We start from the raw sequence: 21,541 nt of genomic DNA on the forward strand, positions 1-21,541 counted from the left end.
AAGTCGTGGCGGACATACAACAAAAATCCACACAGTTGTTGATGGTCTTGGCAATCCAGTTTATTTTCAATTATCTTCTGGTAATTTACATGATAGCACACTTGCCGTGGATGTTCTTTCAAATATTTATATAAAAGGCAGTAATATTTTAGGTGATAAAGCATATGGTACAAAGGAAATTAAGAAATATATTGCTTCACAAGAAGCTTCCTATACAATTCCACCTAAAACAAATGCGCAGAATCCATGGCATTGTGACTGGTGGGTATATAAAGAACGCCATTTAGTAGAATGCTTCTTTAATAAAATCAAGCATTTTCGCAGAGTTTCAACTCGCTATGACAAGCTTGCGTCTTCATTTCTTGCTTTTGTTTATGTTGCGTCCATTTTTATTTTATCAAAATAGCATAAGGCAATATTGTTTTCAGACACGCCCTAGTTAAACATGTAAATAAATTTTTTATTGTAAAAATTCACTCTAATCAGAACTTATACACAAATAACCCTACAATAACCAAGTTTTAACTCTAACATTATAATGATTTTACCATCTAAGATTTTACTAATTTTATCCCTCATATTATTGTTTATTAATTTTTATAAATACCAACATAATATTTCTATATTAGCAACAAAAAACAATAATTCAACTAATTTATTAACATTAAAACGGCGCAGGATTACCACTGTACCGTTTATTCTATTATTATATAGACAAGGTTAGCTCCTATTTATTTGTCAAGTAGGGAGTATTGTACAGGTGGATTTACTTGCTTCATAGCTATTTTAATAATATAAAAACTATAAAAGATTCATATGCTCCATTTCCATTGAAAATGCCATTCTCGCACAATATAAATTTTGCACTATAGCCTATTTGTATTCTCTTAAAAATGTGAGCATTAGTATTTTCAATAATTATAGCTATTTATAGTTATTGAAATTCTCCTTTCATTAGTGGACAGAAGAGCTGGCGATATATTCATTACATCAGCAGCTTTTAAAAATCACTTATTTATAGCTTTAATTTAGTTTAGTAAATCCCCATTTCTGGTTATTTCCACCACCATAATTCCATATCTGAACATTTGCTCCATTCCAGTTTCCAGCTCCATCTAATGCTTTCCCACTGTCAGCACCAATAACACGGTACTGTCCATTTCCTATATCATTTAGATACCATTTCTGATTATTTCCACCGCCATAGGACCATATTTGTACATTTGCTCCATCCCAATTTCCAGCAGAATCCAATGCTTTTTCGCTAGCAACACTTATTATTTTATATTTACCATCACCTTCATCAGTTACAATCCATTTCTGATTATCTCCTCCACCATAGCTCCATTGCTGCACTTTTGCTCCATCACCAGTTCCAGCAGAGTCCAACGCTTTTCCACTATTTACATTAATTATTTTATAAGTGCCTCCAGATATAATCCCTGTTCCTGGCTGTGGTATTATATTTGAGATTAATTTTGATTTCACATATTTCCCTGAATCAGTCATTTCAGAATCACTCCAAGGACCTGTCAAATTAGCACTGATTGTTAATGCGGATGCTGTTTCAGATTTTGTATTCAAAGACCAGTTACACCAACTTATACTATTGGAGTCCAAGTAATTTAACCAAGTAGTAGATTCATTTAGATCTAAATTGCTATTTCCTGAAGCATCACAAGTTCCCCATTCTGTAGCAAATAGTGCAATTCCTTTATTAAGTGCATAAGTTGCTTTATCTCTCAACCATTGCTTATGAGTACCAGCATAAAAGTGTAATGTATACATAATGTTTGTTCCTGAAATCGGATCATTTGCTACAGTATCAACATCTTGCGACCAATTAGGTGTACCTACCACAATAATATTATCCGGATCATACTGTCTTATGGCACTGATTACTTGTTGTGCATAGCTTTTTATTTCAAGCCATGATGTTGCTGTAGGTTCATTATAAATTTCATAAATAACATTTGGTTTGTCTCCATACTTTTGAGCCATAGTCTTGAAAAAACTCACTGCTTGGGATACATGGGTTGTAGCTTTTTCTTCATGCCAATCGATAATAACATAAGTACCTTGACTAATGGCAGCATCAACAATTGTGCTTATCTTATTTACTGATTCTACAGGATCAGATAAATATCCTCCTGCCACATCTATTCCCATAGGTGCTCTTACAACTGTTGCTTTCCAATTATTAGCTAATTGCGATACCGTACTAGCATTATATAATCCAGGATCCCAACAGTGCCAAAAATAAGACATTCCTTTTAATTGGATTGGTTGATCATTTTTATTACAGAGCTTAGTACCAATTACTTTTAGTTGTCCATTTCTAGCAACTATGCTATTATCAGCAGCCTTTGCAGGCAAAGCAAAGCTCACTATAGCAAATAAAAATACTAATATACTTGAAAAAATCACTTTGATATTTTTTTTATTAATTCTCATAAAAATCCTCCTTAAAATAACTCTTTTACATGTAATATTGATAAACACACTTTCAAGTTAACTTTTACCGAATGGCTATTCAACTCCCCCTTCTAATCATTTTATTTCTTTTTTTAAACATTCAAATTATAAGATTCTATCACCTCCCTTTGAAATTAAGTCCATAATACATTACTTTCTTATTTTTATTTTTTGAAATTAATCGAAATATTGTTACTAACTCGTTCTTAATCATTTCATCAATTTGCCACCTATAACTTCTCAATGCAATTTTTCAACATTCTAAATTTTTATACTTTTCTAGACATCCATGAAGGTTATTAACTTAAATATATCGAATGCTGTTGTGCCCAGCATGAAGAATTGTTAAAATCTTTTTCTTTCCATACAAAATAAACTCAGCTTTTTCTATACCATTCATTTCGACTTCTATCTCATTATTTTGTTTTTCTACATTAATTGTTGCAGTTTTTTTGCCATGAATATCATATAATTCACATTGTGCATAATCAGCTAATTGGTATACATGAATTGTTGGATTTTTTGTATAATCATAAGATGCATGATTTTCATCATAACCTTCAACTATAATAGAATTTGGCTTTACAAGTAATGGAAGATGGAAATAATCACATGTTTCCTTATACCATCCTTCACTATATGTCTTTTCTGTTAAATAGTCAGTCCAAACACCTTCACTTTTGGGAACATAGAAAGAAGCAAATCCACGATCATTGAAAATTGGTGCAACTAACAAACTGTCTCCAAACATATACTGTCTATCTAATCCGACAACAGCTTCGTCATTAGGAAATTCCATCATCATAGCTCTCATCATTGGTAAACCCGTTGTTGCTGTATAAACAGATTGTGCTTGAATATAAGGCATTAGCCGTAGCTTCATCTTCGTGAAAAAGCGTGTAACGTCTACAGCTTCTTCACCATATAACCACGGAACTTTATATTTCCAACTGCCATGATAACGACTATGTGAAGATAAAAGACCAAATTGTGTCCAACGTTTATACAAATCAGGAGTAGCTCCTTCTTCAAATCCTGAAATATCATGACTCCAATATCCAAATCCAGATAAACCGAATGAGAGTCCTGCACGTAATGATTCTGCCATTGAAGGATAATCAGACGTACTATCTCCACCCCAATGAACTGGGAGTTTTTGTGAGCCTACAGTAGCTGATCTAGCAAAAACTATAGCCTCCTCTTTTCCTTTTTCTTTTATTAATAAATCATATACAACTTTGTTATATAGATAAGCATAATAATTATGCATTTTATGCGGATCAGAGCCATCTGCATAAATAACATCTGTAGGAATACGTTCACCAAAATCCGTCTTGAAACAATCAACCCCCATATCCATTAGCTTTTTCAAATAGCTTTGATACCAACTCGCAGCCTTTGGATTTGTAAAATCAACAACAGCCATACCAGCTTGCCATTTATTCCATTGCCAAATGTCTCCATCAGCTTTCTTTAAGAAATAATCCTGAGCCACCCCTTCATCAAATAATGGTGATTTTTGAGCAATATATGGATTAATCCATACACAGATTTTTAATCCTTTTTTCTTTAAATTTCTTAGCATTTCTTCAGGTCTAGGGAATGTGCGTTCATCCCATTCAAAATTACACCATTCATATTCTTTCATCCATAAGCAATCAAAATGAAAGACTTCTAATGGAATATCACGCTCAGCCATCCCATCTACAAAAGAATTAACTGTCTCTTCATCATAATTTGTTAAAAAGGAAGTGCTAAGCCACAAGCCGTAAGACCATGCTGGTGGTAATGACGGTTTTCCTGTTAAGTCAGTATAATTTTGTAATACTTTTTTTAAATCATTTCCTCCAATTATATAGTACTCCATTTCTTGTTCTGGAACACTAAACTGAACTTTTGAAACTTTCTCACTTCCAACTTCAAAGCTTACCTTATTAGGTGAGTTTACAAATACACCGTAATTTTTATTACTTACGTAAAAAGGTATATTCTTATAAGCTTGTGTTGTTCCAGTTCCTCCATCTTCATTCCATATATCTACAGTCTGACCATTCTTTATAAAATTAGTAAATCTTTCTCCTAATCCATATATACATTCACCAACATCAATACTTAACTGATCACTGATGTGAACTTGCCCATTGCAATCATGAACTACTGCTTTTGATTTAGATGTACTTTGGATAATAGGTTTTCCCTTATAAGAAAACTCAGTAACAAGATTTTCTCGTTGTATATTTACACATAAATCTCCTGATTGAAAATTACATACCGCATTATCTACTTTTATCATAGGTTTTATGTCTTCTTTATTTATTTCAAAATTAGGTGATTTTTTTAATTTACCTTTATAATTATATAATTTAACACCTATAACATCCTTGTGAGGAGTAAAAACCTCTATGGTTAACATTCCGCCATCTAATGTTTCACCTTTATGAGTTATTTGTTTATATGGCATATACATAATAAGTTTGTCATCACATATACGTTCATCATAAACTTGTGCTGCGTATTTTACATCAAAACCATCGCGTATTAACCATCCTCCATTAAGAAATTTCATTGTTTTCTTCTCCTTTTTCTTCAATAATCATGACATCAAATGGTAGCAAATGAGTCACTTGACTAGCATTTCTTTCAGATAACAAATCTTTTCCTTGAAATGGCAACTCTACTTGCACTTCCTTATTTTCATGATTTAAAATAAATCTATATTTCTTATTATCTTTACAACGGACCTTAGTTTCTATTTCTACTGGCAATCTGTACTGATTTATATTTAGTTCCTGGAAAATTACATCAAATAATTCTTCCATTCCCGATTCATCTAGCATAGTTCCAACATAATAGGCCTTTCCATCTCCAACTCTATTTCTTGTTATAACAGGACTTCCACTATAGAATTTATTGTCATCATACACTGCTATGACTTCAGCTGATTGTGAATGTATAATATCGCAAAGCATTTGTCCACTAGCAACGTTTAAATTTTGGCAAAAACGCAATTCTACTTTTTGATTTGGTGGAAGTGCATCAAACTCTTCTACCCAAATACCTAAAGTTTTTTTAAGTGGTCCAGGATAACCGCCTAAATGAACGTTATCTGTTTCATCTACAAGACCGCTCATCATTGTTGTTAGGAACGTTCCTCCTTGCTTAACATATTGATTGATTTTATTCACTTGTTCTAAATTTACCATATAAAGGCATGGTGCAAAAATACAATCATACTTTTCAAAACTAGTCTCTAAAGAAATCATGTCAACATCAATATTTCTTTTAAAAAGTTCTTTATAATAGTGATGTATTTGTTCAACATATTTTAATTCAATTGTAGGGCCGCTTGCATATTCTAATCCCCAATAATTTGGCCAATCAAAAATAATGCCAATCTTAGCTGGAGTTCTTCCGTCAATTAAAGTTGATCCTAATTTTTTAAGCTCTTTTCCAAGTGCAGAAACCTCCCTAAATACTCGTGTATTTTCATTTCCAACATGATCTATAACTGCTCCATGGAATTTTTCGCAGCCACCTACTGAACGACGTAATTGAAAGAACTGCACAGTATCTGCCCCATGAGCAATAGCCTGATAACTCATATTTCTCATTTGACCAGGTAGCTTTAAAGAATTATATGGCTGCCAATTTTGTTGACTTGGTGTTTGTTCCATTAACATAAACGGTTGTCCATCTTTTAACCCACGCATTAAATCATGCATCATGGAAGTATAACTAACTGGTGTATCATAACTTGGATAATTGTCCCATGATACAATATCCATTTCTTTTGCAAATTTAAAGTAATCTAATTGCTTATAAGCTCCCATTAAATTTGTTGTAATTGGCGTTTTCTCATCATACTTACGAATTGCCTTTTTTTCGCTTAAAAAGTTTTTTAAAATTGATTCAGAATTAAAGCGATAATAATCTATAGAAATACCAGCAAAAGCTGTTTTATCCTTACCAATAGCATCACCTAATGCATTAGGAACAACAATTTCATCCCATGAATAAAAAGTATGTGACCAGAAAGAAGTATTCCAAGCCTTATTTAAATTTTCTATAGTTTTATATTTTTCCTTTAACCAATCCTGAAATTCAAGTTCACAATTTTCACAATAGCATTCTCCACCATATTCGTTTGAAATATGCCAGCAAACAATATTTTCCAATTTTCCATAACACTCTGCCAATTTTCCAGCTAGACGTTTTGAGTATTTTTGAAATGTATGACTATTAGGGCAAGCATTATGACGATTGCCAAATTTATGTCTGCGTCCTTCAAAATCTGTACGATTTACATCAGGATATTTACGGCTCATCCATGCAGGCAATGCAGCTGTTGATGTGCCAAGAATAATTTTATAATTGTTCTTAATTAACATATCTATAATTTCATCAAGAGTGGAAAAATCATATATATTTTCACTAGGCTGTATTTTAGCCCAAGAGAAAACATTAATAGTTGCAGAATTAATATCTGCTAAATTTAAAATTCTCATATCCTCAAGCCAAATATCCTTTGGCCATTGTTCTGGATTATAATCTCCACCAAAAAGTATATTGTTAAAAATCGCCATAAAACCCTCCTATTTAACTTCTTCTAAATCTTTTTCTTCTGTTAAAGCGCTTCTATCTAACACCTTAAAGAATGGTAAATAAACTAATATTGCAATAATTAGTTCAATAAGCTGCCATAATGCTGCGCGCCAATCTCCTCCTGTAATTAAGAATCCTGAAATAACTGGAGGAGTAGTCCATGGAACTTGAGCAATTACACGCCCTATAATATTAAATTTCATTAAATAATAAGTAATGCCTTGTAAAACTAATGGTACCGCAATAAATGGAATAGCCAAAGTTGGATTTAATACAATTGGGAAACCAAACATAATTGGTTCACTAATACCAAATATAGACGGAATAATTCCTACTTTACTAACTGCTTTATAACGCTCACTTTTTGCTGTTAACATAGATATAGCAATTCCTAATATAGCTCCTGTTCCACCTATATTCATTCCAAATAACAAGAAACCTTCAGCAGTAATATATGGTGGCGTTACCCCTTGGCTTACAGCAGCTATATTGGCTGTTAAAAAAGTTAAATATATAGGTGAAGCAATTCCACTAACTACATTATTTCCATGAATGCCAAATACCCATAATAATAAAGTTAAAAATGTCATAAATAACATACCCGGACAAGTACTTAATCCTCCAACTAATGGTGAAAACAAAGAAGTAATTAATTGGTTAATATCTAAACCTAATAATACACGTAAAGCCCAAAATAAAGCTAAAGCTGCTGATCCAGGAATTAATGCTGCAAAAGATGTTGCAACAGCTGGTGGTACACCATCCGGCATTTTAATAACAATATTTCTTTTAATAATAAAATGCATGAGTTCACTTGTTATAATTGCAACAACAATGGCTGTAAAGATTCCCCCCGATCCATATGCTGAAGGATCAATTTTAAACTCCTTATTAAGCATTGCAATAATATAACAAATCGATGTAATAGCAACACCTGTGATTATGTCAATTTTGTTAATCTTAGACATTTGATAAGCTAAACTTAAACATACAATGAATCCAAGTAATCCAAACGTCACATTTACAGGAACTTGAATATATGGACTAATTGGCGCTATAAAATCATACCAGCCCTGAAAAGGCATATTTCCAATAATCATAAAAATACTTCCGAATATTGTGAAGGGAACAGTAACAACCATTCCATCTCGTAATGCAATTAAATATTTAAGTTCCCCTAATTTTATAAGAGCTGGCATAAATTTCTGTTGAAAAAATAATTTAATACTTTCCATATTTATCGTTCTCCTTTTTTAATCCATAATCGTTTTCAATCAATGATCGCGCAACCCTGATTTTAATTGTATTTTATCATAAAAAATGCTAAAATAATCGTAGTTTTATAATGAGAAATATAATAATTTGAAACAAAGAAGGGAAAATTATGCGTTACAGTTTTAAACGAAAAAATCGTAGCCTACCTTTGTATGTAGATAGTGTTGGTTATAATTGGAACCAAGAACAAATACTTCGTCCTAATGGATATCCTTATGTTCATTGGCTTCATACTCAAGAAGGTAGTGGTAAAATCGAAATTGACGGTAAGGAATTTATCTTAAAGCCTAATTCTGGAATTTTAATTAATCCCTATGTGCCTCATAATTATTCAAATATTACAAGTGAATGGAAAACTGCTTACTTTACTTTTGGAGGTGCCCTCGCAACTGAAGTTTTAACGTTATTGGGTATTGGAGAATATTTATATGTTGATGAATTAGATGAGGATATTGATTGTTTTATTCAAAAATTAAGTACCAATATTAAAAGTGATGATACTTACTATCCACTAGAGGTTTCTGGTGACATTTATTCTTTTTTAATTAAACTAAAAAAATATCTCTTAAAAAATTCACCCTCTTCATCAAAATATGAAACTATTGTTCATCCAATTGTTAAATATTTAGAAGAACATTATGCTGAAGATATACGCAACGAGGATCTTGCTTCTATGATTTGTTATAGTACCCAATATATGACTCGTCTATTCAAAGAAGTCTTTCATCTTTCACCTTATCAATATTTATTGGACATTCGGGTCAGAAAAGCAAAGGAATTATTAGCTAATCAGCCTTCTCTTTCTATTCAAGAGGTTTGTTACCTAACAGGTTTTGATGATGCCAGCTACTTTACTTCTGTATTTAAAAAAAGTGAACATATGACTCCAAGTTCATTTAGAAAACTTTATTACAAAAAATAAGATGTTGAAGCAACTGCTTTAACATCTTATTTTTCTATTTTATAGATTCTCCATTTTTAGAAATAATTTTTTTATACCAATAAAAACTATCTTTAGGTATTCTTCTTAAATCCTTTTCTTCATGTTCATCTCGATTAATATAAACAAAGCCATATCTTTTTTTATAACCATTTAACCAACTCAATAAATCTGTAAAAGACCATGCACAATAGCCAATAATATCAACTCCATCAGTTAATGCTTTTCTAAGTTCTAATAAGTGTTCTTTTAAATATTCAATGCGATATGAATCATGTATCTCAAGGTTTTCTGTTAATACATCTTGAGCGCCTAGTCCATTTTCTGTAACTAAAATTGGCAGATCATATTTTGCTTGTACACGTCTTAAAGCTACTCTAAATCCAACTGGATCTATTTCCCATCCCCATTCAGTTTTTTGCAAGCATGGATTTTCAACACCATTAAACAATGGAACTTCTGGATTTAATGCCTGCTCTGATTTTGGCTGCATTAAATATGGGTCAGTTTTTGAAAATTGTTTAGTTATTTCTTCTTCGGGTTTTTCAATACGATTTTGTTTTGCCGTTCCACCATGATAATAATTAATTCCTAAGAAATCTGGTTTTGCCGCTTTTAATAGTTTCTCATCTTCTAAAGTAACCTCTGGAGCAATGCCTAAGCTTTTCAAATACTTCATTACAAACCTCGGATATCGGCCTTTACAATAAACATCTAACCACCAATCATTATTAAACGCTTCACCATTTTCAGCTGCTAAAACATCTTGAGGATCTGAAGTTAATGGATACATAGGTCCATATCCATAACTTGGTCCAATTTTTCCATCAGGAACCATTTCATGAAACAAACAAATTGCTTTTGCATTTGCTAGATTTACAATATGATTTGCTTTATACATACGTTCTAAATCAGTCACTGCTGGTGGATGAGCTGCAAAGCGATATCCTAGCGGAATGAATACATTTTGTTCATTCATCGTTACCCAATAAGTAATCTTTTTCCCAAATCTATTAAATAAAATTCTACAATAATTTTCAAAGGCATCAATCATATGACGAGATTCCCATCCTTCATATTTTTTCTGCAGTGCAAGTGGTAAGTCCCAATGATAAAGCGTTAAAATTGGTTCAATATTATTTTCTAATAATTCATCTATCAATGCTTCATAGAAATCTAAACCCTTTTCATTAATTTCTCCTTCTCCTTGTGGAAGAATACGGCTCCAAGATACACTAAATCTATATGCTTTCAATCCCATTTTTTTCATATAAGCAATATCTTCCTTGTAGTGATGATAATGATCTACAGCTACATCACCATTTGTTTCCTCAAATGTTTTTTCAGGAATTTTTGAAAACGCATCCCAAATTGAGGCTCCCTTACCGTCTTCATTCCAAGCACCTTCTACTTGATAAGCGGCAGACGCAGCACCCCACAGGAAATTTTCTGGAAAACTGTCAAGTTGATTATGATACATACTTTCATCTCCTTTTTTATCACATTTAAAACTTTATCATAATTAATACTATAATTCTTTAATTTTTTATTCCAAAAATAAAAGTATTTGAACTTTTCTCAATCTTCTTTCAAATATATTTTAATATATTTATAGTAGGCTTTATTATTTCTTACAAAATCTAAAACTCTTTATTGCAGAAATACACTTATATAACAAAAAACTCTTAGAGACATATCAAATACCATTAAATAATGTCTCTAAGAGCTACTATCCTTTTATCTATACTCATATACTCTCCCCAATATAGCCGATACCAATAGTTTTCATACATTTTTTTAATTATTTTGTTATATATCAACAGCTATATAATCATTAATCCGAATTAGATGTGTCATAAAATACAATTCCTCATTTTCATTCAAATTAACATTAAGTTCTTCTCTAAAATAATTTTTTCTTGTGTCCCTCTGATTAATAATGACAAATAATCAGCTAAAGTAAAAAACACATTTGAATTAAAATCATAGTTCAATACAATTTTAACGTATTCAATTATTGAAGTATTAACTATTTTATAATTGTAGTAGAATGTTCTTTTCTAATTGACGGTTTTGGTTCATCTCCTCTTTTGTATCCAATAGCTGCTGAACCACATACAACGTGTTTTTCTGGTATCCCGAGATTAGTTAGTTCTCTTCTTATATGTGGTTCATTTCCAAACCAAGTTAATTGATTTATCCAACACGAACCTAGTCCAAGGGAATGCGATGCTAAAAAGATGTTTTGAATTGAAGCTGAACAATCGGCCACTGCATTGGGATATTTTCTATCATTTGATACTATTATTAAGGTTGGGGCATTATAATAAAAATTATATTTATCTTTTTCAGAAGCTTTTTTACCTGATTTTATAGAACGATAGGTTTTTTGATCAACTATTACATTTCTATAAGATTCTTTAACAAGAGTATTAAGATCTTGAAGCTTTTCTTTGTTTTGTATAACAGTAAAATGCCAAGATTGTGAATCGCTACCGCTTGGTGCATACTTAGCAGCCTCAAGTATTAGATTCAAATCAGTATCAAAAATTTGATCTTCTTCATATAATCGTATACTTCTTCTTGTTAATATATTTATTAATACTTCATTCATTTCTCTTCCTCCATTATAAAGTGTAATATTACTAAGTTTGCCATGTTCTATAAATGAAAATTTCTCAGCTTATGAAGATTACTTTGGCAGCATTCTTAAAAAGAATATTCTTGTGTATCTGCCAGAAATACGATTCCACCTTTCTTTCTTGCAATTGTTAGTATCTCACTAACTATCAAGCTGTGTTCTAACATTTGATAGCATTTTTTTAGATTATTATTTTTAATCATATCCTCAAATTCATTCAATTCATTAATCATACGATGGTCATAATTATTTTCATTTAATACCTAATTTTACATCTTTACCTCCCGAAGAAACAACGTCCATTAATCTCTAATCTTCTATAAAATTTTCAATGACCTCTGCCACAGCATTATTGTTATTGTCCCTTTTAGTTACATAATCAGCTGCCTGCTTTAGACTCTCCTTAGCATTCTTTACAGCCACTCCAACTCCTGCCATTTTAATCATTTCTAAGTCGTTTTTATCATTACCTATTGCTATACAATCCCCAAGAGTATATCCATAGTGCTTGGCCAAAATTTCAAGTGAAGTTCCTTTATTGGCACCTTTATGTGATATTTCCATACCCGCTATACCTGCACCTACTATTTCTATCTCATTAAACTTTTTAAGTTTTTTTCTTACTTCTTGAAGTAAATCTAATGAATTATTTTCGTATATCGAAATTTTCAAAACCTTTATATGATTTTCTTCAATATACTTTATGGAATCTTTTATTATACAAAATTGAACTCCTTCTTCTCTTGGAAGTCTATCATTTATTGTCTTGAAAAAATTTATTGTCTCAGTTTTTACTTCTTCAATGTATACATTTACATTGTTTAGAAAAGAGTATAATATATCTTCAAAGTCTTCTTTTAACATAGATATTATTTCCAATACAATATCTTTTTCCAATGGCTGTGAATAGATTTCTTTGTGATTATCATCTAAAATTATACTTCCATTACCTGCAATTATTGGTTGATGCTCAGGAATATACTTCTTTAACATTTTTAAGCTAGTAGGAATTCTTGCAGAACATATTACCAATTTGATGCCCTTGTCTGCGGCCTTTTTAATAGCAGATAGATTTCCTTCTGTAACATTATGTTTATCATTCAAAAATGTACCATCTATATCGATTGCAATCAGTTTATATTTCATATTTAATCCCCATCCTTCAAAATAGAGGACAAATGGACATTGCTTCCGTCCCAGAAAAAGGGACAGAAACAATGTCGACCTGTCTCTAATCTAAATCCTTTCCATTACTTTCAATTACTTGTTTATAGTAATAAAAACTATCTTTTTTTATTCTCTCATAAGATCCATTTCCATAGTCGTCTACATCAACGTATATAAATCCATATCTCTTTGACATCTGTCTTGTTGATTCAGATACTAAGTCTATGCAGCCCCACCATGTATATCCCCATAAATCTACACCATCTTCATTAATGGCATCACTCATAGCCTTAACATGCTCTCTTAGATATTCGATTCTATATGGGTCATGCACCTTGCCATCTTTAACAACATCCTTAGCACCTAAGCCGTTTTCTACGATGAATAATGGTTTGCGGTATCTGTCATATAGTTCAACCAATGAAATTCTTAATCCTGTAGGATCTGTTTGCCAGCCCCACTCTGATGATGGTAAATATGGGTTCTTAACTCCATTAACAGTATTTCCTGGAGCCATATCTAATCCCTCTGTCTTCATTGCCATACATGATGTCATATAATAACTAAATGAAACGAAATCAACTGTTCCTTCCTTAAGAATTTTTAGGTCTTCTTCTGGCTTATATATATCCAAACCTTTTCTTTCTATTTCCTTTAGAAGGTATTTGGGATATTCACCAAATACCTGTATATCGCAATATTTATAGATATCTCGCATTCTCTTTTGGTTAGCAAGGTTATCCTCTGGCTTGCAAGTAAATGGATAGAAGCATAGTTTTGTCAACATACATCCTACCTGTGACTCTGGAACTATTTCATGGCACATCTTCACTGCCTTAGCACTAGCTACTAATTGATTATGCATTGCCTGATATATTGCCTGCTCAAAAGGCATATCTGTAAATCTGTCTTCAACTAATGCCCCACTAGTAAGCGGGTGTCTCAGCATTGCATCTACTTCATTAAATGTGAGCCAGTATTTTGCATACTTCCCAAATCTCTCAAAACACACCTTAGCAAACTTTGTAAACATATCGATTACTTCTCTTGAATACCATCCACGATAGTCAGTTACTAGCTTAATATGTGGATCATAGTGTGATAATGTTACTAAAGGTTCAATATTATATTTCTTTAATTCCTTGAACATATCTTCATAGAAAGCAATTCCTTTTTCATTTGGTTCTAAATCATCAGGATTTGTGAAGATACGAGACCAAGCGATTGACATACGGAATACCTTATATCCCATCTCCGCAAACATTTTGATATCTTCCTTATAGTGATGATAGAAGTCGATACCTCGACGTTTTGGATAATTGGCTTCTGGCCCAGCATTCAAAGCTTCTTCAATATCTTTAGTAGAAAAAGCAAACTGCTTAGTAAAATCAGCTACACCAACTTCGCGATATGGAAGACAATCTTCAACTGTCATTCCTTTTCCATCTACATTCCAAGCGCCCTCACATTGATTGGCTGCTGTTGCACCTCCCCATAAAAATCCTTCTGGGAATACATATTCTTTTTTATTCATAATTTTACCTCCTATTTTAAAACCGTCATTAGCGGCTCTTGTTTAGCAATAATTCCAGACAATTCATTTGGTAATACATCTAAATAGTCATCAGAGTTTGTAATAATCACTGAAGTAGTTAAAGAATATCCTTCTTTAGTAATTGAATCATGGTCAAACTCTAAAATTAAGTCTCCAGTCTTTATTGACTGTTTTTCTTCAACTTTTAAATCAAAATATTTTCCTTTTAAATTTACAGTATCTAACCCAACATGAATTAAACATTCAACTCCATCCTTAGATGTAATTCCTATTGCGTGTTTAGTAGGAAAAGCTGCTGTAATTTCGCCATCAAATGGTGCATATACCTTTCCATCAATAGGATTAATTGCAATACCTTTACCCATACTTCCACTAGCAAAAACTTTATCTTCTATTTTTGATATTTCTATTAAATCACCATTCATTGGGGAATAAATTTTAATTTCATTTGATTTATTTAAAGCCACCTTAGTACCTTCTTTTACTTGTACTTCGGTATTTTTATCTGCTTCCATTTGATTTTTTTCTTCTGATAATCCAAAAATGTTTACTAAAACGAATGCAATTGTGAAAGACATAGCCATACCAATACATACATATACAAGACCAGGCCCTGCAAAGACTGGTAATGATAATAGACTAGAATTTACATAAGCACTAGAATGTCCTTTAAAGAATGCTACAAATGCTCCAGCCACGCCTCCAGCAATCATAGTAGCAATTAATGAATTTTTAAATTTCAGTAATACACCATAAATTCCTGGTTCGGTAATACCTATTATTCCAGAAATACCAGCTGACATAGCAACTGACTTATTAGCAGTATTTTTAGCTTTATACCAAGTACCAAATGATGCTCCAGCGATTGCTAAGGTTCCCATTGTATTAATTGGCAATATAGTGTCATACCCATAGGTTGCTATATTTTGTAGAATAATTGCTCCTAAAGATAAATGCATACCTGTTAATACAACTATTGGCCTAGTACTACCAATAACAGCGCCTGCTAAGATAGGTGATACATCAAATAAAAATTTAACAATTTCTGCAAGTCCTTTACTTATATAATTCGCTAATGGTCCAAATGCAATTAATGTTGCAGGTGCCATAATTAAAATTACAAGCATAGGTGTAAATACTAATCTTAAGACTTTTGGAATACACTTTTCTACAAATGGATAAACATAACTTAATGCCCATACGGATAAAATTATAGGAATACTACTTGCTGCATATTTAACAAATGGAACTGGTAATCCAAGAAAACTTATTCCATATAATTTTTGTGCTAGCCCATCAGTCATTGTTGGATACAATAAACATCCGGCTAAAGCCATTGCTAAAGGTATGTTAGTACTGAATTTTTTTGCTGCTGACCATGCTACCAAAAATGGTAAGAAATAGAACACACAATCAGATGCTATATTCATTACTTGCATTGTTTCTGATTTTGCATCCACACCACAGTATGTCGTAAGTAATATGATTACACCTTTCAACATACCTGTACCTGCTAAAGCTGGAATTACAGGTAGAAAAATACCTGCTAGAATTTCAAATATTCCGGTTACTTTAAACTTTTCCTTTTTTTCAACACTTTTTTCATCATGAATAAAACCAGCTTGTCGTGTTATTTCATCATAAACCTCTTGAACTTTATTACCAATGATAATTTGCAATTGATCAGTTTGATATTGTGCACCTATTACACCATTAATCTTTTTGATTTCATCTAAATTTACTTTATTTTTATCTTTAAGATAAAAACGAAGCCTTGTTACGCAATGAAACATTTCTTTAATGTTTTCTTTACTGCCAATATTTTTAATTATATTGCTAGCTAATTCTTTCATTTCCATCATCCTCCATATTATTTAATTTAGCAAACAAGGCAAGACCTAAGTTAAAACTTTAATTAAGTTTAACTTAGGTCTTGCCTTGTGAATTCCAAGTAACAATCCTAAACGCTAATTCTTATATATGTCACAATAAAATTTTTACATTTAAATAATTATCATATAATTATATTTGCTAAAATTTAACTTTAACATTGTTAATGCAACAATATCTATTTATAGTAATCCCTTTTGTTTCATTAAATCAAAAACAACAAAAAAACCCTAGTTAAAACTTCCAACGAGTTTAACTCAGGTCTTGCCTTATAAATTTAAGTAACAATCCTAAACATTAAATTCCAATATTAATTTGTAATTTTTTCAATATGTATTGTCAAATATAACATCTCATCTTGAGATAATTCATATTTATAATTATTATAAATAAATTTATATATTTTTTCAACACATGTAAATGAACTTGAATATTTTTCTTTTACAACATTAAATAATTGATTTTCTCCACGAGTTTCACTTTGAGTCTCACTTAACATTCTTTGAGCAAAAAACTTTAAATGAGTCAACAATCTAAAATAAGTAAGAGAATCTTCATCAAATTCAATTTTGTAAAAGCGTCTTATTATTGTTAAAAGCTCATTAACTACTTTAGTAATTTGCATCGTATTATTCATATCGCCATTAAGTTCTGCATTAACAAAATGTAATGTAATAAATGCTATTTCATCTTCTGGCAAAACAACATCAAATTCTTCATTGATCATTTGAACCACTTCACTTGCTACTTTAAATTCCTCTTTATATAAGTGCTTAGTTTCAAACAATAATTTATTGGAAATGACTACTCCGTCTCTAAAACGTTGAATTAAAAAATATATATGATCCGTCAGAGAAATATATAACTCATCAGCTAATTCTTTCCCTAATTTCAACTTGGAATAATTAATTATTTTCTCAGTAAGTTCCATGTAGTCAATTGGTATACTTTCAATTAAATTCTTAAATTTGTTTGTCATATTCTGAACATCCTGAGTAAATATCCGTTCTATCTTAGACTCTTCTATAGTGTCGCCACGCTTTTTATTAAAAGCTATTCCACTTCCCATAACTATGATATCATAATTATTTTCATCTAATGATATAACAACATTATTATTTAACACTCTAACAATCTTCATATATCACCTCTCATTTAAATTAAAAGGTAGAAAATAGAATTTATTTACTTTTAGTATTTTAGGTTGGAACCATCCTTGTCATTTTTTTGTATTATAATCGATTACAGTTATATAATACCATTTAAAATTCTATTTGTAAAGTATAATTTGCAAGCAGACCACTTCATTTTTCATAGTAACTACAAATTAAGTACTTTTTCACGTTAATTACAATAAACTTAAATACCCACGAAAATCCAATATGATTTTCGTGGGTTTCATGATGGAGGCGAAGCGTACATTGCCTCCATTTTACTATCCCAATTTTAGTAAAAACTCATTTACTTATGATATAATTCACCATATCAGTAGAAAATGTTATAGTTTGGGATATCTCCCTTACTAGAAAAAGAAAAAATATCTTAATTCTAAATAATGCAATACTTTTTAAATATATTAACCATTGAAATTATGATTTATAATTTCAATTAATTTAAATTCTTTGTTTTCATATTCAAACTTTAAAATACAACAATTCCCAATTCGTTCTTTTTGGTCAACAGAACTTGTATGTTCCCAATACCTCATAAATTGTCTACAAGCTGCTCCATGAGAAACAATTAAAACAATTTCATTATCTTCTTCCATTATCTTTTCACAAGTATTGGCAATTCTTTTTTGAAATTCTTTTTCTTCTTCTCCGCCAAAATTAGCAAAAAAATTACCATAAGGAAGTGATGGATTTAAGTCTTCACTTTCACCTTCAAAAGTTCCAAAATTCCATTCCTTTAGACCTTTTAATCTTGTATAAGACATATCAGTTATAATCTCTAAAGTGTCACATGCTCTTTCGGATGTTGAACTATAGGCATGATCAAAGGTAATATTGTGCTTTTTAAAATAATTTGAAGCAGTCTCTGCTTGTTTTATTCCTAATTCTGTAAGTGGTGCATCACACCAACCTTGAACTTTCCTTCTGACATTAAATAATGTTTGTCCATGTCTCATTAGATATAATGTCTTTTTCATTTCTATTCCTCCTTATTGTACAATAACTTATAGTATTATCATAAACCTTGGAGTATACTTCATGGCAATACTTTTCTTAAACTTTTATAAATTTATTTTATAAAAATATCTCATTATTCAATTTTAAGAGATTAAATTTATATTTGCTATTTTAAAAAAATCCATAAATAAATATGTGTTTTTCTTGAATGTTGCTGCTTATGAAACACCTTAGGCTTTCTGTTATTCTCTAATATAAATAGTCTTTTGCCATATCTAAAATTTTTATATGGCCCTATCTTTGCCTACCTCCACATATTTCATCTTGTCACTTATGACTAATCATAACTTATATCTATATTTAGAACTTTTTTTATTTAATTATACTATAAACTTTATCATTTTAACTTTATTTGGACTATATTCACCTCTTTATTTTAATTTTTCTCTTTTAATCATAAATAAGCTAAAGAAGATACTTCCTAAACAAGTAGCTTACTCTCACTAAATTCACTAACTACTTTGTGACAGCCGTCTAATTTAATGACTTCCACTTAAACTTTTTATCCTCTATATAATTTACCTTTAGTTTATCAAATTCTAATAGTTATATTTTAAATCCATCTGTATATCCCTTTAGTTCTTCTGCTAAAGTATTTAATTTTTCACTTTCTCCAACAATACTTTGACTATGAGAAGTTTGTTCTTCTGTAGATGCTGTTACCTCTTCAGTGCTTGCAGCTGTTTCTTCAGATACAGCTAATATTCTTTCCATATCTTGTACTATACTGTCTCCAGCATTTTTCATTCCTATTGTCTTACTTGAAATCGCCTTAACTTCTATTCCCATCTTATTAACAGTTTCCAATATTTCTTTAAAAACCTTAGATGTATTTTCTACAGATTGATTTTGTTTACTAATAGCATTTGTTGCATTATTTACACTCTCTACCGCCTCACCTGTAGTACTTTGAATATTCTTAATAATACTTTGGATTTTAGAAATAGAGTCTTTCGATTCTTCCGCAAGCTGGCCAACTTCACTGGCTACAACAGCAAATCCCTTACCAGCCTCTCCAGCTCTTGCTGCTTCTATTGATGCATTTAATGCCAATAAATTAGTTTGCTCTGCAACACTTTCAATAACTTCTACAATTTGTCCAATTTCAACAGCCTTTTCTTTTAATGCAAAAACTATTCCTGATACTTGTTCCACTGCATTGGTGCTTTCTTGCATTTTTATATTTTGTTCATTTACTATTTGTACACCATTTTCAACTAATTTTTCAGCATTACTTGACGAATCAAGTGAACTTTTACTATTAATTGAAATTTCATCAATAGATTCAACTATTTTATTAATTGATCCAAATGTATTTTCAACACTTTTCGCTTGTTCATCACTACCTAATGCCAGCTGACTAGTTGCTTCTGCAATTTGACCTGCCACAATTTCTGCCTGCTTAGATGAATCTAAAACATCTCTAGAAGATTTCGTAACTTCATTAGATGCATCTATAATTTTTCCAACCAATTCCTTCAGGGAATCTCTCATGTCTATAAAGGACGCTGCTACATCTCCTATTTCATCTTTAGTATTAACTTTAAACTCATGAGTAAGGTTTCCTTCTGATAATTCTTTAGCTGCATCTTTTAAAGTTAATAAAGGTTTTATCATACTTCTAGATACTATTACTCCAATTATAATACTAATAGCTAAAATACTTAACGCTATACCTATTGCTTTCATTTGTGCCTTTGAAACACTAGAAAAAGCATCCTCATAACCTTGTCTAACTACTACAGCCCAACCTGTATTTGAAACCCTTGTATAACTTCCAAATGTTTTTTGTCCCTTATACTCATAAATTTCTGCCCCTGCTTGACCATTTATAGCTTTTTCAACTATACTTACCTCTAAGACATTTGTTCTTTCAGCAGCCATTTTTTCATCTGGATGAGCTAAAATTTGTCCCTTTGAATCAGTTATATAAGCATATCCAGTTTCACCCATTTTAATCTTATTTCTCATATCTTCTATAACTGATAAATCCAATGTACCAGCTACAATTCCTATAAATTCACCTTGTTCACTAAAAATTGGATTTGCAATAACTACTGCTGGCTTTCCAGTAGTTTTTGAAATTAATACATCACTAATACATGTTTTTTTTGTTGAAATTACAGCTTTAATATAATCTCGATCAGAATTATCAGCAAGTTCACCATTATCTGATCTAGCAACTTGTTGCCCCTTAGCATCTGTAACAAATAATATAGCAAATTGTTTATTTTCTTCATTTATTTTTTTTAACAGACTTTTTTGATCCTCACTATTATATAGGTTTAGATCCTTAGTAACACTTATACTCTTCAATACAGATACATTATTATTAATAAAACCTTCTATTTCTTGACTCAAGCTTAAAGATAATTCCTTTGTTGTATAAGATAGATTATTACTAATTATCGAAGTTTGTTCTACTACACCCATAATTCCAATTACTGATACTGATAATAAAACTAGTGCTATAAGTAATGATGTTATTTTCGTACCCAATTTTAAATTTTTAAACATTTCTTATTACCTCCATATTAATAATTTAATTCTAATTTTACGACTTTAATATTTTAATTAAATCACTGTAGTAAATTTTTAAAGTTTAACTCCTCACACTTTTACATATAATAATTCCTTTATCTTTGTTAAATATTCTACATTATTTGATATTCTCCTTCTTCTTATGTGTTAATCATGCATTAATATAAAAAAATGTAATAAAATAGTATTTCGGAAAACTTTTTAATTAAAGCGTATATTCGTACATCAGTAATAAAATTTAAATCTAAAGTAAAATTCTTTACTTT

At 30.9% G+C, this 21,541-nt stretch carries 15 protein-coding genes; 2 read left to right on the plus strand and 13 right to left on the minus strand.

Annotated features, from left to right (window positions below):
* Positions 1 to 406: IS5 family transposase (locus tag CLPUN_RS17795; protein WP_143328968.1), on the plus strand; the 406-nt coding region annotated here is incomplete at its 5' end.
* A gap of 617 nt (positions 407 to 1,023) precedes the next feature.
* On the opposite strand, the gene CLPUN_RS17800 is transcribed toward CLPUN_RS17795, so the two are convergent.
* From CLPUN_RS17800 to CLPUN_RS17815, 4 genes are all read right to left on the minus strand, one after another.
* Positions 1,024 to 2,454 carry a cellulase family glycosylhydrolase gene (locus CLPUN_RS17800; protein WP_077848586.1) on the minus strand — a complete coding sequence of 477 codons (1,431 nt, stop codon included), beginning with the start codon at positions 2,452 to 2,454 and terminating at the stop codon, positions 1,024 to 1,026.
* A gap of 325 nt (positions 2,455 to 2,779) precedes the next feature.
* On the minus strand, positions 2,780 to 5,041 hold the full coding sequence (yicI, locus tag CLPUN_RS17805) for an alpha-xylosidase (protein ID WP_077848587.1): 2,262 nt from the start codon (positions 5,039 to 5,041) through the stop codon (positions 2,780 to 2,782).
* Positions 5,028 to 7,058, minus strand: a complete 2,031-nt coding sequence (locus tag CLPUN_RS17810) for a beta-galactosidase (protein ID WP_077848588.1) — start codon at positions 7,056 to 7,058, stop codon at positions 5,028 to 5,030. The genes yicI and CLPUN_RS17810 overlap by 14 nt, the downstream gene beginning before the upstream one ends.
* A 9-nt stretch (positions 7,059 to 7,067) precedes the next feature.
* Entirely contained in the window at positions 7,068 to 8,312 is a 1,245-nt protein-coding gene (locus tag CLPUN_RS17815; protein ID WP_077848589.1) for a PTS sugar transporter subunit IIC, read from the minus strand.
* Between the two features lie 149 nt (positions 8,313 to 8,461).
* Here CLPUN_RS17815 and CLPUN_RS17820 point away from each other — a divergent pair, with 149 nt between their 5' ends.
* The gene (locus CLPUN_RS17820) at positions 8,462 to 9,274 is read left to right on the plus strand and encodes an AraC family transcriptional regulator (RefSeq protein ID WP_077848590.1); all 813 of its coding nucleotides are present in this window, start codon (positions 8,462 to 8,464) and stop codon (positions 9,272 to 9,274) included.
* A gap of 34 nt (positions 9,275 to 9,308) precedes the next feature.
* Here the strand turns inward: CLPUN_RS17820 and CLPUN_RS17825 are convergent, their stop codons facing one another.
* The 9 genes from CLPUN_RS17825 to CLPUN_RS17865 all read right to left on the minus strand — a co-directional run bounded on the left by CLPUN_RS17825 (position 9,309) and on the right by CLPUN_RS17865 (position 21,251).
* Positions 9,309 to 10,772: a glycoside hydrolase family 1 protein gene (locus CLPUN_RS17825; RefSeq protein WP_077848591.1), complete on the minus strand. Its 1,464-nt coding sequence runs from the start codon at positions 10,770 to 10,772 to the stop codon at positions 9,309 to 9,311.
* Between the two features lie 549 nt (positions 10,773 to 11,321).
* Entirely contained in the window at positions 11,322 to 11,906 is a 585-nt protein-coding gene (locus CLPUN_RS17830; protein ID WP_077848592.1) for a nitroreductase family protein, read from the minus strand.
* A gap of 95 nt (positions 11,907 to 12,001) precedes the next feature.
* Positions 12,002 to 12,166, minus strand: coding sequence for a hypothetical protein (locus CLPUN_RS17835; RefSeq protein ID WP_341425800.1), 165 nt, complete (start codon positions 12,164 to 12,166; stop codon positions 12,002 to 12,004).
* A 76-nt stretch (positions 12,167 to 12,242) separates the two neighbouring features.
* The gene (locus tag CLPUN_RS17840; RefSeq protein WP_077848593.1) at positions 12,243 to 13,079 is read right to left on the minus strand and encodes a Cof-type HAD-IIB family hydrolase; all 837 of its coding nucleotides are present in this window, start codon (positions 13,077 to 13,079) and stop codon (positions 12,243 to 12,245) included.
* Between the two features lie 85 nt (positions 13,080 to 13,164).
* Positions 13,165 to 14,634: a family 1 glycosylhydrolase gene (locus CLPUN_RS17845; protein ID WP_077848594.1), complete on the minus strand. Its 1,470-nt coding sequence runs from the start codon at positions 14,632 to 14,634 to the stop codon at positions 13,165 to 13,167.
* An 11-nt stretch (positions 14,635 to 14,645) separates the two neighbouring features.
* Positions 14,646 to 16,508, minus strand: a complete 1,863-nt coding sequence (locus tag CLPUN_RS17850) for a beta-glucoside-specific PTS transporter subunit IIABC (RefSeq protein ID WP_198944365.1) — start codon at positions 16,506 to 16,508, stop codon at positions 14,646 to 14,648.
* 347 nt (positions 16,509 to 16,855) lie between these two features.
* Entirely contained in the window at positions 16,856 to 17,686 is an 831-nt protein-coding gene (licT, locus tag CLPUN_RS17855) for a BglG family transcription antiterminator LicT (protein ID WP_077848596.1), read from the minus strand.
* 435 nt (positions 17,687 to 18,121) lie between these two features.
* A complete protein-coding gene (locus CLPUN_RS17860) occupies positions 18,122 to 18,694 on the minus strand; it encodes a histidine phosphatase family protein (RefSeq protein ID WP_077848597.1) in 573 nt (190 codons plus the stop codon).
* Positions 18,695 to 19,280: 586 nt separating this feature from the next.
* Positions 19,281 to 21,251 (minus strand): methyl-accepting chemotaxis protein, encoded by a 1,971-nt coding sequence (locus CLPUN_RS17865; protein ID WP_077848598.1) that lies wholly within the window; start codon positions 21,249 to 21,251, stop codon positions 19,281 to 19,283.
* Between the last annotated feature and the right edge of the window lie 290 nt (positions 21,252 to 21,541).

This window comes from Clostridium puniceum (genome assembly GCF_002006345.1).
In the GTDB taxonomy this organism is placed as follows: domain Bacteria; phylum Bacillota; class Clostridia; order Clostridiales; family Clostridiaceae; genus Clostridium; species Clostridium puniceum.